Origin of the sequence: Streptomyces sp. KR55 (genome assembly GCF_052245645.1) — a bacterium.
Taxonomy (GTDB): domain Bacteria; phylum Actinomycetota; class Actinomycetes; order Streptomycetales; family Streptomycetaceae; genus Streptomyces; species Streptomyces flavusporus.
This window is the reverse complement of record NZ_JBQQCE010000247.1, coordinates 1-14,062: the sequence shown is the minus strand read 5'-3', so window position 1 is coordinate 14,062 and position 14,062 is coordinate 1. Positions and strand designations below refer to the sequence as shown.

At 70.6% G+C, this 14,062-nt stretch carries 10 protein-coding genes and 2 pseudogenes; 8 read left to right on the top strand and 4 right to left on the bottom strand.

Annotated features, from left to right (window positions below):
• Positions 1-519 precede the first annotated feature (519 nt).
• Positions 520-1,512, top strand: a complete 993-nt coding sequence (locus ACTWQJ_RS30555) for a DnaB-like helicase C-terminal domain-containing protein (RefSeq protein ID WP_443309757.1) — start codon at positions 520-522, stop codon at positions 1,510-1,512.
• Between the two features lie 135 nt (positions 1,513-1,647).
• Positions 1,648-2,348: pseudogene (locus tag ACTWQJ_RS30550) on the top strand (class I SAM-dependent methyltransferase).
• Between the two features lie 15 nt (positions 2,349-2,363).
• Here the strand turns inward: ACTWQJ_RS30550 and ACTWQJ_RS30545 are convergent.
• The 3 genes from ACTWQJ_RS30545 to ACTWQJ_RS30535 all read right to left on the bottom strand — a co-directional run bounded on the left by ACTWQJ_RS30545 (position 2,364) and on the right by ACTWQJ_RS30535 (position 4,900).
• Positions 2,364-2,837 (bottom strand): hypothetical protein, encoded by a 474-nt coding sequence (locus tag ACTWQJ_RS30545; protein WP_443309756.1) that lies wholly within the window; start codon positions 2,835-2,837, stop codon positions 2,364-2,366.
• Between the two features lie 112 nt (positions 2,838-2,949).
• Positions 2,950-3,912: a hypothetical protein gene (locus tag ACTWQJ_RS30540; RefSeq protein WP_443309755.1), complete on the bottom strand. Its 963-nt coding sequence runs from the start codon at positions 3,910-3,912 to the stop codon at positions 2,950-2,952.
• Positions 3,913-4,156: 244 nt separating this feature from the next.
• A complete protein-coding gene (locus tag ACTWQJ_RS30535) occupies positions 4,157-4,900 on the bottom strand; it encodes a maleylpyruvate isomerase N-terminal domain-containing protein (protein WP_443309754.1) in 744 nt (247 codons plus the stop codon).
• Between the two features lie 178 nt (positions 4,901-5,078).
• On the opposite strand from ACTWQJ_RS30535, the gene ACTWQJ_RS30530 reads away from it, so the two are divergent.
• The 6 genes and pseudogenes from ACTWQJ_RS30530 to ACTWQJ_RS30505 all read left to right on the top strand — a co-directional run bounded on the left by ACTWQJ_RS30530 (position 5,079) and on the right by ACTWQJ_RS30505 (position 13,252).
• Entirely contained in the window at positions 5,079-5,435 is a 357-nt protein-coding gene (locus ACTWQJ_RS30530) for a trypco2 family protein (protein WP_443309753.1), read from the top strand.
• Entirely contained in the window at positions 5,432-9,433 is a 4,002-nt protein-coding gene (locus ACTWQJ_RS30525) for a tetratricopeptide repeat protein (RefSeq protein WP_443309752.1), read from the top strand. Before ACTWQJ_RS30530 ends, ACTWQJ_RS30525 begins: the two co-directional genes overlap by 4 nt.
• A gap of 185 nt (positions 9,434-9,618) precedes the next feature.
• Positions 9,619-9,777: pseudogene (locus ACTWQJ_RS30520) on the top strand (ATP-binding protein); the annotation flags it as partial.
• A 188-nt stretch (positions 9,778-9,965) separates the two neighbouring features.
• On the top strand, positions 9,966-11,504 hold the full coding sequence (locus tag ACTWQJ_RS30515; protein ID WP_443309751.1) for an ISL3 family transposase: 1,539 nt from the start codon (positions 9,966-9,968) through the stop codon (positions 11,502-11,504).
• Between the two features lie 145 nt (positions 11,505-11,649).
• Positions 11,650-12,831, top strand: a complete 1,182-nt coding sequence (locus tag ACTWQJ_RS30510) for a hypothetical protein (RefSeq protein WP_443309750.1) — start codon at positions 11,650-11,652, stop codon at positions 12,829-12,831.
• A gap of 19 nt (positions 12,832-12,850) precedes the next feature.
• Entirely contained in the window at positions 12,851-13,252 is a 402-nt protein-coding gene (locus tag ACTWQJ_RS30505) for an HNH endonuclease family protein (protein WP_443309758.1), read from the top strand.
• Positions 13,253-13,303: 51 nt separating this feature from the next.
• On the opposite strand, the gene ACTWQJ_RS30500 is transcribed toward ACTWQJ_RS30505, so the two are convergent.
• Positions 13,304-13,888, bottom strand: coding sequence for a tetratricopeptide repeat protein (locus ACTWQJ_RS30500; protein ID WP_443309749.1), 585 nt, complete (start codon positions 13,886-13,888; stop codon positions 13,304-13,306).
• Positions 13,889-14,062 lie beyond the last annotated feature (174 nt).

The window sequence follows — 14,062 nt, the reverse complement described above, 5'->3', positions numbered from 1 at the left end:
AGTGTCCCGTTACGAAACCAGCGATACGCCGTGTGGGGACTGATCCCCTGCGCCCGCGCCCACTCAGTCAGATTCACGCGAAGATCATAGCACCACTAGAGTAATCTCATGCACGCTTATGCACACTTATTCGAGAGCAGTTCACCACCCCCGCAGCTCTCGTCCGACCTGGACAAGCTGTTGGACAGCACCAGGGACCCCGAGGGCGCTGGCCTTGCCGAAGTGTTCATGCCACAGATCAGTGCTGCGTTCCGTGCAGGACACCACTGACGCCCGGCGCATCGATGCCTGCGTTGCGTTCCGGCGGCGCGTCCCATCCTGCCGACGGGAAGAATTCGCTATCGTCGCGCTGACGGCCGCCGCTGTGTGTCGGTCCGGCGAGCCCCCGGTCCCGTGGACGGTGAGGGCGATGAGCCCCAGGTGCCCGCGCATCAACATCAGTGCCTTCCCGATCGGGTCACGTCTGCATGGCACGACGCGTACGGGACCACGGGCCCGTCGCGTCGGGACGGACGACACGTGGTCAGTAACCACGCCCGCAAGAGCGATGCCCGCCGCCGTACCGCTGCCGGCGAGGGCAGTCACCGGCAAACCGTGACCCAGAACCCGCCCAAGCCCCGGATCCCAACTGGCCTGTCCGCACTGGATGGACTGCTCGGTGGCGGTCTGCGCCCCGGACGGCTCACTGTGATCGCTTCCCGCACTGCCATGGGCAAGTCCATGCTCGCCCTCACCCTGGCCCGGGAGTGCGCCCTGCGTCAGGGCCGTCCCGCTCAGGTCGCATCCCTGGAAATGTCGAACGCAGATCTCATGACCCGGACGCTGGCCGCGGAAACCGGCGTCTTGACCGAGAGGATCCGCCGCCGGACGCTCGACGAGGACGAATGGGTGCTCCTGCACGCGGCGGCCGCCGACGCCGACGGCAAGGCGCTGTTGACCTACGGCGGTGACGGCACAACCCCCACCGTCGCGGAGATTGAACGCGACTGCGCGAGGACGGTACGTCGACACGGCCGTCTCGACCTCCTGGTCGTCGACTACCTCGGTCTGATGTACGGAACGTTGGGACAACGAGGCTCAGCTGCGGACCGGCAGACGGAGGTCGCCCACGTTGTTGCCGATCTCCAGGCCCTGGCCGATGGCCTGCAGACTGCAGTTGTGATCGTCGAGCAGTTGACGCGGGCGTGCGAGCTCCGTGAAGACCACCGGCCGCGGCTGAGCGACCTGTGTCACGGCGAGGCCCTGCTCAGCCGCGTCGAGACGGTCATCCTGCTGTACCGGCAGGCCTACTACGACCCGCAGCACCGCATCGGCCGCTACTACGAGCGCACACCGGATCCCGAGCTGTATCCCGCCGACCTCTTCCCACGCCACGGACTGCCTGAGCCGGCGGTCCAGCGCGCCGAACTGCACGTACCGCACAACCGGCACGGCCGGACGGGGATCGTGGACGTCGGTGTGGAACTCGCCCGGGCCCGGTTCTTCGACCTGGCGTCGGCTGCCGTCAGCTGACCGCTACCAGCAGCGGCTCACTTCGTGACGGTGAGCCGCTCGTTCAGCTCGTTGCGCTCTCAGCGTCCGGGCCCCTTGGGCATGCCCGGGGTGAGACTTCGTCGAAGTCGCCGCCGGCGGGTCCGCGCAGCCAGGATGGGGCGGGTGACAACCAGCACCGCAGACCTCTGGCACCACTACGGCCGCGCCCGCGCCGCCAGTGACCGCGCCGTCCCCGCCACGTTCTACTGGAACTGGGGGCAGGACGCGGGGCCGGGCGCGGAGGTCCTGAGCGACCTGACCGGCCGCTGTGTGGGCGACCTCGGCGCCGGGGCTGCCCGGCACGCCGCGCACCTGGCGGTTCAGCATCAGCCAGCCGGGTCATCGCGGTCGACGCCTCGCCAGCCCAGTACGCGATTGCGACCGACCTGTACGGGTATCTCGCGCCGCGCCTGCGCATCGTGCACTGCGACGTGGTGTCTCACCTGAGCGCGATGCGCGGCACGTACGACGTGCTGTACAGCGTCTTCGGCGCCGTCGACTTCGCCGACCCGCGCGAGCTGCTGCCGGCGGCGGCTGCCGCGCTGCGGCCGGGCGGGCGGCTGGTGTTCGCGACGCTCGCCCACTACTTGAGCGGGTCGCATGCCCAGCCGGATGTGGTCGCGGCCGAGGTGCCGACCAAGACGCCGGACGGCGAGGCGGCCACGATGCGCCGCTGGGTGCTACAGGAGCACGTGTGGACCAAGCTGCTCGATGATGCCGGGTTTACCAGGATCACCATCGACGTGCTCCCTGCCACGACCGAAGGTCCACGTACCGCCGACACGCTGCTGGTGCGTGCGAACCGCCCGTCTTGATGTACCGAAGCGCAGCTACCGGCGATGCCAGTAGCTGTGGACTTGCTGTACGTCTGCTTCGAGGACGTCGCGCAGGTCGTCGTCGTCCGCGGGTACGTCCAGGCCCAGGGCGCCGGCGACCTGGCGGTAGGACGTCGTCATATCCGGATCGCCTGCGGCAAGCAGGGACGACAGGAGTGCCTGGTCGGTGGGCGTGGCCTGGTCGACGAGGGTGAGGACCTGGACGTGGTCGGCGAGCGTCATGTGGGGCAGCGCGGAGCCGAGCTGTTGCTTGAGCCGGGCCCAGTTGGTGGTGGTCTGCTCCCGGGCGGCCTTCTTGAGGGCACCACGGACTGCAGCGGCGGCGGACTCCAGGACGTCTGGGGGGAGTTCGCGTCGTGTCGGGCGTTCCCGGGCTTCCTTCGGCACCCGGGTTATCTTCCTGATCCAGAAGTGGGCCTCGTGCTGCTCGTCTGAGGAGAGCCAGTCACCGGCGGTGTCCACCACCATGGCCAGCTCTTGGATGAGATTCTTCTTCTCGCTGGTGGAGAGATGGAAGCGCTGGTCGAGGCGTTGAAGGATGTCGCGGGTCCGGCGTACGGCCGCGCGTCGTTCCCGCCGTTCACGCCGGGCGGTGTTCGGCTCTTTCTTCTGCTCCTTCGGCGCCTGCTGTGGCTTGGGCGTCGGCTTCGGTTTGGGTGTCGGCTTCGGTTTGGGGCGGCTCTTGGGGCGCGGCGCCAGGAGTGGGTGGAGTACGGTCCGGGCCGAGTCGGCGGCGGGGAGGTGGTCTTGCTGGCGGAGGAAGGCGCGGGCGGGCTGCGGTAAGGACGCGCTGCTCGGAGGCGCTGGCGCCGCGCCGGGTGAGTGCTGTGGCCATCTGTAGCTGGGAGCGCACGTCCCAGGCCCGCTTCTCGGAGACGGCCTTTTCGAGGTCGGCGAAGACGCGCTGCTGGTAGTCCTCGTGGCCGGCCCGCCAGGACCGGGCTTCGTTCAGGGCCTGCTCGGCTTCGGCACGGGCTGCTGGGTTGAGGCTTTCGAGGAAGGCTTCGCTGCCGGCGCACAGCCGGCGTACGTGTTCGACGGTGCCGGTGCGCTGGGCTGCCTCCAGGCCGCGGATGAACCGGGTGACGCTCTCTGGCAGGGCTCCCGGGTGGTGTGCCTCGTCGGCCGGTGCGGGGCCGGTAGTGGAGGGGCGGTGCCGCAGGACGTCGGTTGCGGCCGGGGTGATCAGGCCGTCGTCGGTCCAGGAGCAGTCGGTGAGGGGGACCCACTCGGTGGGGTGGGCCAGGATCTGGGTGCCGATCCAGACCCGGCGGCTGGCCCCGTTGTTTTCGCACCGCACCCGGTACACGTACGGGCATCTGGAGAGCACTCCCGGCTCCGGTACCACGCCAGGGCCTAGGACGGGGGTGCGGCCGCTGCTCCACTCGGGCGGCACCGAGCCGTCCAGGTGGACGCGCAAGGCGACGCCATCCTCAAGGTCCACGTCCAGCAGCGATCCGATCGGCGGTGGGAAGGCGAACCGGCCGGCCCGGCCGTGGTCGAGCAGCGCCCGGGACATCGCCGCCTTCACATTCCCTGTCAAGTCATTGTGTTCAGAGTTTCACCCGACCGATGAAGGTGGACGGGACCCCACAGGAGGCCCGAGGGCTCAGGGCCGTCCGAGCGCGCGATAGGTCCAGCCAGCTCGTCGCCTGGCGTCGGGGTCGAGCGTGCTGCGTCCGTCGATGAATCGCGGAGTCGCGGAGTCGATGCTCGGCGGGCCAGTCGGCGCGGGGTCGGCGCCGCGCCGAGCCTCAGGCTGCGGGCGGCCGGACGGGGTGAGGCCGCTATCGAGCGGGCCCGGTCGTGGACGGCGCGGGCGTGGGGGTTGTTGCGGTGCGGCGCAGGGCGGCGAGCATCGCGCGGAAGCGGTCGTCGCAGCGGCCGGATTGGACGTGGGGGAAGTCGTCCAGCGCGCGCTGCCAGTCCGCGCAGGCTTCATCAAGGTGGCCGATCTCCAGCTTCCGCTCGGCGAGCAGCGCGAGGTGGCGCACCCTGCCGCGCCGGTAGACGGAGTGGCGTAGCCGGTTGGCGTCCTCCAGCGCGGTGACCGCGGCCTGCTTGGTGTGGACGACGAGTTCGACAGTGCGGGTGACCAGGTAGTCGGCGAGGTTCATGGCACCGGGACGGGTGGCGAGCAGCCGTTCGCCCGGAGTGAAGGCCAACCTCTCGGCGAACCGCTGCTCGGTGCTGGCGTACAGCGCGTCGAGGTCTGGGTGCTCGCGGGTGAAGGCGCGGGTGCGGTCGGTGTTGGAGTCGTCCAACGCGGCGGTCGCGAACGGCCACTCGGGCAAGGAGAGTTCCGCCTTCGCGGGCGGCTCTTGGTCGATAGTCCGGCTCACGGCCTCGATGGTCATCGCGATGTGCGCGACGAACTCCCGTACCGTCCAGTCCCCGAGGCAAGTGGGCAGGGCGAGCTGGTCGGGCGTGAGCGTGCGTACGGCGTCTCGTACGTTCTGAAACTGGGTGATTACCGCCGTGCGGATCTTGTCGGGGTCGTAGGTGCGGGGGCGTCTCTTGGCCGCGGGCATGGTGGGGAGGGTAATTGGTCAGGTGGGGGTGGGGTGGTGTCGGTTGTCGCCCGCGCGGTGGTGGGTGCTGGCGGGGCCGGGAGTGCTGTGGTCAGAGGGCTGCCGCCGTCCCGGCCTGACAGCCGTACTCGCAAGGGCACCCGGCACCGTGAGCCAACTCACTTTCGGATGTACGGTGTTGACCGGCAAGAAAGCTGTCAACAGCACGGGGGCGCTCGTGGCCGACGCGACGGCACACACCGACTGGCTGGATCTCGCCGACGCACTCACCTCGCTGCGCGAGCAACTCGCGGAGGCGAGGACGAGGGCGTCGGGCAGCTCCGTCCGGCTGTCCGTCGAGGAAGTGACGGTGGAGTTCGGCCTGGAGCTGCAGCGGTCGGCAAGGGGCGACGGCGCGTTCAGGTTCGGCGTGGTCGGCGCGGGCGCCGGCGGGGAGCGGGCCCGCCGCACCACTCACACGGTCACCCTGCGCCTTGCCGCCCGTACCGATGAGGACGGACCGGTTGACGTCAACGACGTGGACGACGACGTATGACATCGGCCGGCCCGGACCCCGAACTCGTCGTCCAGATACGGGCGCGCCCGTCCTTCGGCACCGGATACCGGATCGCCCCGGGGCTGGTGCTGACCGCGGCGCACGTGGTCACGGGAGCGGACGGCGAGCGGCCCGACAGAGTCACGGTCGCGCGGCTCGGGCAGGACCCCACCGACGGTGACGTCGTGTGGTGCAGAAGAGACGCGGCCGCCGACGCCGCACTGATCCGGCTCCGGACGCACAGCGCGGAGTCGCCCGGCCGGGCTCCGGTCACGCGGTACGGCTCCTTCGTCTCCGCCCAGCCGGACCAGCGGGTCGAGGCGATCGGCTTCCCCCGCGCGCAGAAGTTTGAGACTCTCCGCGACCAGGAGCACTTCTCGGGGCTGGTGAGCCCGGCCACCGGCGCCGGGTCCGGGCACTACGAGTTCACGAGCACCACACCGATGCCCGCCGGCCCGTCCGGCGAGACCAGGCCTCAATGGGCCGGCATGTCGGGAGCCGCCGTGTTCGCCGGCGGGCTGCTGGTCGGCGTCGTACGCCAGGACCGCAGGCCGCGGTGGGGCACGCGCCTGACCGCCACACCGTTGTCGGCGCTCCTGGCCGACGAGGCCTTTCGGCGCACGGTGGCCGAGGCCGTCGGCCGCGAACCGCTGTGCGAACCGGTCGAGTTGTCCGGCTTCCTCGCCTCGCCCTACCCCAGCCGGGACATCCCCTCCGTCGTCTCCCTGCTGCGCGCCGACTCCGAGACCGTCTCCTTCCACGGGCGCGAGGCGGTGTGTGCTCGGCTGGCCGACTGGTGCGCGGGCCCGGAGGCCACGTCGGTACTGATCGTGACCGGCCAGGGCGGGGAGGGCAAGAGCCGCCTCGCCCGATGGTTCCTGGCCCGGCAGCGGGACCACGGCTGGACCGCCGGTCTGCTGCGTCGGCCACTGACCGACGACGCGGTCACCGAGGAACGGTTCTCCCCCGTCGCCCGGGCCCGCGGCCCGCTATTGCTGGCGGTGGACTACGCGGAGAACCACCCGCACCAGGTGCGGGCCCTGCTGCGGCAGGCCCGGTCCACGCAGGGCCCGGTCCGGTTGCTGCTGCTCGCGCGCGAACGCGGTGTCTGGGCGGAGGCACTGGAGGAGACGGACGCCGCGGTGCGGGACCTGCTCGCCGAGGCACCGGCGCTGGCACTGGAACCGCTGGCACCGACCGACGAGGACTGGGACGCCTCCTTCCGTCGGTCCCTGCATGACATCGCCCGGGCCCTGCCCGCCGTCCCCGGCCACCGGGGACCGGACTGGGCCGCCTTCGCCGAGCGGATCGCGCCGCCGCCCGCGGACACCCACCACCGCGCCAACTCGGCGCTCGGCATCCAGATGACCGCACTCACCCTGCTGCTCCAGCAGGCCGTCCCCCTCGACACCGTCCGCGGCGAACCGGTGGAACGCACCCTGCTGCGCCACGAGGAGTCGTACTGGACCCTGGCCGCCCGGCGCTGCGGGCTGCGCGGATTCGACCGTACGACCCTGCGCTCGGCGGTCGCCGCCCTGCACCTCGTCACCGTGGCCGACCAGGCACAGGCCGTCGCGCTGCTGGACACCTTGGGAGTCGGCGGCTCCGACCGCGGCCTGATCGCCGCCCGCTGGCTGCACGAGCTGTACCCGCCTGCCGCGGACGCCTACTGCGGCTCGGTGCAGCCCGACCGGATCGCCGAGTTCCTCCTCGTCACGGCCTGCGCCGACGATGGCGACCTGCTGACCCGCATCGTGTCCGCCGCCGCACACTGCGCCGATCCGCCGGAGGCCGCCCACTTCGCCGCCCATCCCGACGAGGGCGACATCGCTTCATTCGGCCAGATGACGGCGCTGCGGGAAGCCGTGCGAGCCGCGAGGTCGCAGGCGCACTTCGGGCATCCGGTGTATGCGCTCCTCGACCAGATCGAGCACACCGCGAGCCTGCCGATGCTCTCCGACGAGACCCTCGCCTGGGCGGTCACCAACACCCAGATCCTCCCCGAGGCGGGCATGCGGCAGCAGGTCACACAGAACGCGGACGGCAGCATGCGCATCACCGGCGGTGTGTCCGACGAGGCGTCGGCCGCCCTGTCGGTCGCCGGATACCGCCGTGGCGCACACGGGATCGTCCGCAGCGACGCCCGGCAGCGGGGTTTCGCGCACATGCTGCATGCCATGAGCCTCACCCAGCTGGGGCGCAGGGAAGAAGCGCTGGACGTCTGCACACAGGCTGTGGAAGCCTTCCGGTCCGCACCCGGCAGCGAGGCCGAGCTGGCCATGCAGCTGGATCAGCAGGCCCAGCTGCTGCTGGGGCTGGGCCGGCAGGACGAGGCCGTGGACGCGCTGTGCGAGGCGGTGCGGCTGCGCACGCCGACGGGACCGGCAACGGACGAGGAACAACTGCGGCCCCTCCTCGACCGGCTCGTCCTGACACTGTGCCGACTGGGCCGCTTCACCCAGGCCCGCCCCTACGCCCGTCAGGAGACCGACCTGCTGCGCCGGCAGGCGGGCGCGGGCACGGACCCGGAGGCGGCAAGGCGCTACCTGATCGCCCTGGGCCGCTACGCACAGGTGCTGGAAGGATCAGCGGATCCGGTCGAGGCCCTCGCCTGCTGCACCCGGGCAGAGGCCTTCCTCACCGGGTTGCCCGCCGAGGTCCGCGACGAACTGATCGCCGAGCGGGCCCTGTTGGCCGATACGAAGGCCCAGGTCCACAGCGCCCTGCACGACCGGCCCGTCGAGGTCGCCACCTGGCTGGAGGCCGCCGACCTGTGGCAGCGGCTCAGCTCCCCTTACCAGGGACTGGATCCGACGGAGCGAGCGGTCATGGCGCTCAACAACGCCGCTGTGGGCCACACGGCGCTGGGCCACCACAGCACGGCCCTGGGCCTCATCCGCGACGCGGTGGAGCTGGCCCTCGGTGAGCGGGGCGAGCCGGTGCGCCGCGACCGTCCCGAGCTGTACGAGCAGGTGCACGCCACCTACGTCGGCTACCTGGCTTTCGGCGAGGATCGTGCCGAGGACGCCCTGCGCGAGGCGGAGCGCCTGCGGGCCCGCCCCCGGCCGTCGGGGACCCCGCTGCCGAGCCACTTCGCCCTCAGCCTGCGCCAGGTGTCCGTCGCTCTCGCCGCCACGGGCCGGCTCGCCCTGGCGAAACGCGCCAGCGGCCTCGCGTTGGACACCCTCCAGGCCCTCACCCCGTCCCCGGACGATCCCAACCTGCCGCTGATACTGGCCACCGTCCTCGTCGCCCACTCCGCCAACCTCGCCGAGACCGACGAGCCCGCCGAGGGCGCGGAAGCGGCCGCCCGAGCCGCCGACATCCTGCGCCGGGCGTCCGCCACCGAGCCGGGGCTGCGCATCAGCCTGGCACAGAGCCTCTTCAACCGGTCCTCGTGCCTGCACCTCATCGGCCGCCACGCGGACGCGGCCGAGGCCCTCAACGAAGCGACCGGCATCGCGCGCGAGCAGGCGCGGGGAGACCGGCAGCTCCTCCCGATGCTGGCCGACATGCTGAACCAGCAGGCAACCTGCCACTCCGAGACCGGCGACCACGCGGCGGCGGCGGACGCCCGCAGCGAAGAGGCCACGATCCGCTACGAGTTGTGGCGCACCGACCCGTCGGCGGGTCCCCGGGCCGCCCGGGCCCTCGCCGACCTCTCCACGAACCTCCAGGACACCGGCCGCCTGCCCGACGCCCTGTCGGCCGCGAAGGCGGCCCTCGGCATCTACCACGAACTGTACGGATATGACCCGGGCGAGCACTGGCGGGAAGTCGTCCACGCGCTCACCCGCTGCGGAACGGCCCTGCTGAAGAGCGGTGCGGCGGCGGATGCCGTGGCACCCTTCGCACACGCCCTCGCGATGTGCCTCGAGGAGGGCGCCATGGACCTGGCCGCCGCGTGCCGTTCGGCCATCGACACCGCCCACGCCATGGACCCGGCCGGCGCCGCCGCCGAATGGCGGCGGCTCGTCGGCTCCGACCTTCCGGACTGACCGACGAAGGGCGCCGGAAACCAGGCAGGCCCGCCCGGAACCGCCCAGGCGGGCCTGCACCGTCGTACGACTGCCTACGCCAGCAGCGCCGGGATGGTCCCCTCATGCGCCTCGCGCAACTCGGTCAGGGAGCGGCGCGGGCACGGGGGTGGTCGAGGCCGACCGTCTGCTGGGCCCGGATCACAACCTTCAGCGAGTGGGGCCAGGTCTTCGGCGACGAGGTCCTCGCCACCGCCATCCTCGACCGCCTCCTGCACCACTGCGAAGTGATCTCCATCAACGGCCCGAGCTACAGACTGAAGAACCGCCTCATGGCCATCGAGCGAGAGAACGAAGTCGCCTAACACCTCTGCACGTTCAAACGTACGCGGCTCTGCACTTCAGCGGCCCTGGCAAGATTTCCGTGAAGCTGCGGTGTGCCACCGTGCGCCCGTGACGCTCCGTCATGGGCAGCGGCACTCTCGGCGAGTGTGATGACCTCGTACGGATCGTGTCTCCGCACCTCGATGTGGTGCGGGTGGAACGAGTGTGGGTGGCGGACGGCGTGGTCCGCATCGCAGCCTGCACCCGCGAGTTGACGGTGGCGTGTCCGGACTGCGGTCTCGGTTCTGCGCGGGTGCACAGTCGCTATTGCCGCACGCTGGCCGATGTTGCTTTCGGTGGGCGCCCGGTGCTGATTGGGCTGTCGGTGCGGCGGTTGTTCTGTGACAGTCCGGACTGCGGTCGGCGGACGTTTGCCGAGCAGGTCGCGGGGCTGACGACGCGCTACCAGCGCCGCAGCCCGTTGCTGCAGCACCTGGTGGAGATGGCCGGGGTGCTACTCGCCGGCCGCGGCGGCTCCCGGCTGCTGCAGATCCTGAAGGTGCCGCTGTCGCGGACAAGCGTGCTGTTTCACTTGATGCGCTTGCCGCTTCCGTCAGCAGCGACTCCACGGGTGCTGGGCGTGGATGACTTCGCGCTGTACGCGGACGTCTACGGAACCCTGCTGGTGGATGCCGACACCCGGTTGCCGATCGAGCTGTGGGCCGGGCGCGACGCCGAGCAGCTGGCCGCCTGGCTGCGGACGCACCCCGGTGTTGAGGTGGTCTGCCGGGACGGCTCGCTGGTCTACCGCCAAGGCATCACCGACGGCGCCCCGGAAGCGGTGCAGGTCAGCGACCGCTTCCACCTGTGGCAGGGGCTGTCGAAGCGGATCGGGGACATCGCCGCCGCCCACCGCGGCTGCCTACCCGCCGCAGTACCCGAGCCCGAACTGGCACCGCCAGCAGCGAACCCAGCGGGACCGTCCGACCAGGCAGACACCCCCGCCCGCCGCCACGCGAAGCGGCTGTTCGAGGCGGTGCACGCGGTGACCGGCACCGGTCGCTCGCTCAACGCTGCAGCCCGTGAGCTGGGCTTGAACCGGCGCACCGTGCGCAAGTATGCCCGAGCAGCCACCTGGCAGGAATGTGTACGAACTACCCGGACCCGCCGGCCCACCAGTCTCGACCCGTGCCTGGAGTATCTGCGGCAGCGGTGGGAGGAGGGCGAGCACACCGCAACGGTGCTGCACCAGGAGATCGTCGCCAAGGGCTACCGCGGCCACTACCAGCGGGTCAAGATGGCCGTCGCACCGCTGCGTCGCGGCCTGCTGATCAACACGCCGCGCGAGCGGCCGCCCTCGCCCCGGGAAGTCGCCCGCTGGATCACCACGGCGCCAGCCCGGCGCAGCCTGCACGCAGCCGAAGGGCTCAGGCGGCTGCTTGAGCACTGCCCGGAGCTGGACCGCACCCACGATCTGGTGCGTCAGTTCGCCGCCATGCTCGATGCCCGCGACGCCTCCTCGCTGCCGGACTGGCTCGAGCAACTCACGACCGCCCGCCTCCCAGCCCTGGCCAGCCTGGCCAAGGCCATCCGCGAGGACCAGCCCGCAGTAGTGCAGGGCATTACCACCCCGTTCAGCTCCGGCGTCAACGAAGGCCGCATCACCGATCTGAAGCTCCAGAAGCGGATCATGGCCGGACGTGCAGGGGTCCGGTTGCTCCGCCACCGCGTCATCCTCATGGCCCTGCTCCGACGCCGCTGCCCATGACGGAGCGTCACGGGCGCACGGTGGCACACCGCAGCTTCACGGAAATCTTGCCAGGGCCGGCTGCGGCGCCGCCAGCAGCCCCGTCACCGGCGACTTCTGCGACCGCTGTGCGGTCGCCGACCACCTCACCACCCTCTTCAACGACTTGCCGCTCGAGCCCGGAGCCCAGCTTGAACCCCTGCGCCAGGCCCTGCTGACCGCCGAGTTACCACGAACGGTCCTCACATGGCTGCGGACCTCGGAATCGGCACGTCTCCTGCACGACATCGCAGCCTCCGGCCGGGCACTCACCCACGCCGACCTCGGCACCCTCGCCGTCTCAACGGGACGGGGCGGCGCGCAGAGCACGGACTACCTCCGCAGCCTCCTCGTCGCATACGGCATTCTCCCCGTACGCGACGAGTATCTGGCTGGCATCGAACGGCACCTTGCCCGCATGGTGGCACGCCATCCGCAGCACGCACCGCTGCTTCGGCCCTACGTCCGCTGGTCCGTACTGCCCCGCGCCCGACGCCGAGCAGCCCGCATCCCCAGCACCCGGGGCCGTACAACCTGGTCCTCCACCCGCGTGAACGCCGCCGTCGACTTCCTGCAGCATCTCGCCGCCCTCGGCCTGAGCCTGGACAAAGCCACGCAGCACCACATCGACCAGTGGCTCGCGGGCGGGCCCACCACCCGATACGAGACGCGCGACTTCATCGTCTGGGCAGCCCGTCGAGGGCACTGCACTCCGCTAACGGTCCCCCATCGCAGCAAGGCCGAGCCTGAGACGATGGACGAAGACACCCACTGGGACCTCCTCCAGCAGTGCCTTCACGACGAGGAACTACCCCTGGACGTACGCGTGGCCGGCTCCCTCCTCCTGCTGTTCGGGCAGCACCTCAGCGGCATCGTCACCCTCACCACCGCACACCTGGGCAACACCGACGGGCACACCACCCTGCGTCTCGACGACACTCCCATCCGCCTCCCAAACCCCCTGGGCCACCTGCTGAACCGGCTCGCCGAGGAACAGCCGCAGCACGGCTGGGCCGCGAACACCTCCAGCAACTGGCTCTTCCCAGGAATCCGGCCAGGCACCCACCGCTCCACCGGCCCCCTCTCACGCGCACTCGCAGCACACGGCATCCCAATCCGGCCTTCGCGCGCGACCGCGCTCCTCCAGCTCGCCCAAGACATGCCGCCCGCCGTACTCGCCCCGCTTCTCGGCATGCACGTCATCACCGCGCAGCAATGGCGTCGCCGAACAGGAACCGACTGGACCACCTACCTCCAGGCCCGCCGACGGGCCCTCGACGCGGGGCGCACACCACCCGTGCAGCGATGATCTCTCCGGTGAAGACCACCTGGAGGTCTACGACTCCGAACAGACCCCGTGGAGCCCGGCCCAGCGCGAGGCGTACGCGAACGACCAGGACAGCCCAGAGAACTTGATCGCCGTCACCGCGGCCTCCAATCGGTCCAAGGCAGGCAAGGACCCGGCCGAGTGGCTACCCCCGGACGCCTCCTACCACTGCGCTTACGCCGCGACCTGGGTCGGCACGAAGCTGCGCTGGGGCCTCGCCGCCGACGAGGCCGAGCTCCAAGCCCTTCTCGGCCAAGCCGAGGGCTGCCCTGCCACCTCGTCAGCTACGAGCCCACGTCCGCCTGACCGGCACCCTGTTCCTCGGCTCTTCCGACTCTGGACCGCGTACCTCGAAGCCCGTCATACCGCCAAACAGCCCGCTCAGAGGCAGGGCTCCTTGTGACGCGGTCAAGACGGCGGGCCGACCAGCTCTCGGGTTGCGCCAGGCAGATCTTCAGAACGGGGGTTCCTCGCTCCAAGCGGCGGTGGTCGAGGGCTGCGGCGGACGGGGTTTGTCCTGATGCAGGACGGCCACGGCCTCTTCGATGCGGCCGAGGTCAATGAGGTACCCGGCCAGGTCGTGGCTGTTTGCGGGGGAGTGGGGTCGCAGGACCGCGACGGCCTCCTCGGTGCGTCCGGCGCTGGCCAGCAGCTCGGCAATATGCGGTGCCGCATATGACGTGCCGCTCTCGGGGTGAGCCCGGGCCCGCTCAATCGCTTCGTCAACCCGGTCGCAGGCGGCCGTCAGCGGAAGTCGTATCCAGAAGAGGTCCCAGTCCTCCTTGCCCCCGCGGGCGGCGGCGAGGGCGTCGAGATGCGCCAGGCCGTCCTCGGGGCGGCCCTGGTCGAGGTAAAGGTCGGACAGAGTATGGAGGATCCAGTCGTCCCCGTTGCGGGCGTCGGCCTGGTGGCGCATTACCTCGATCGCTTCGTTCCCCCGACCATGCCGGGCCAGCAGCTGCGCGAGCTGGACAGCCGAGTTGGGGTCGTAGGTGGCAGGTTCGTCAGCCTGCCGGTATGCCGCAATCGCGCCCTCCACGTCACCGCGTTCTTCCAGCAGTTCCGCAAGGCATCGTGCGGCGTACCCTAGTGTGATGCGCCTGAAATCCTGGGCTTAAGTCTCATGCTGGTTTTTGGTGGCCGGTGTAGCGATCTTGGTGAGGTAGTCGGCGAGGGATTTGAGGATCTCGTCGGCGGTCTTGGTCCACTTGAA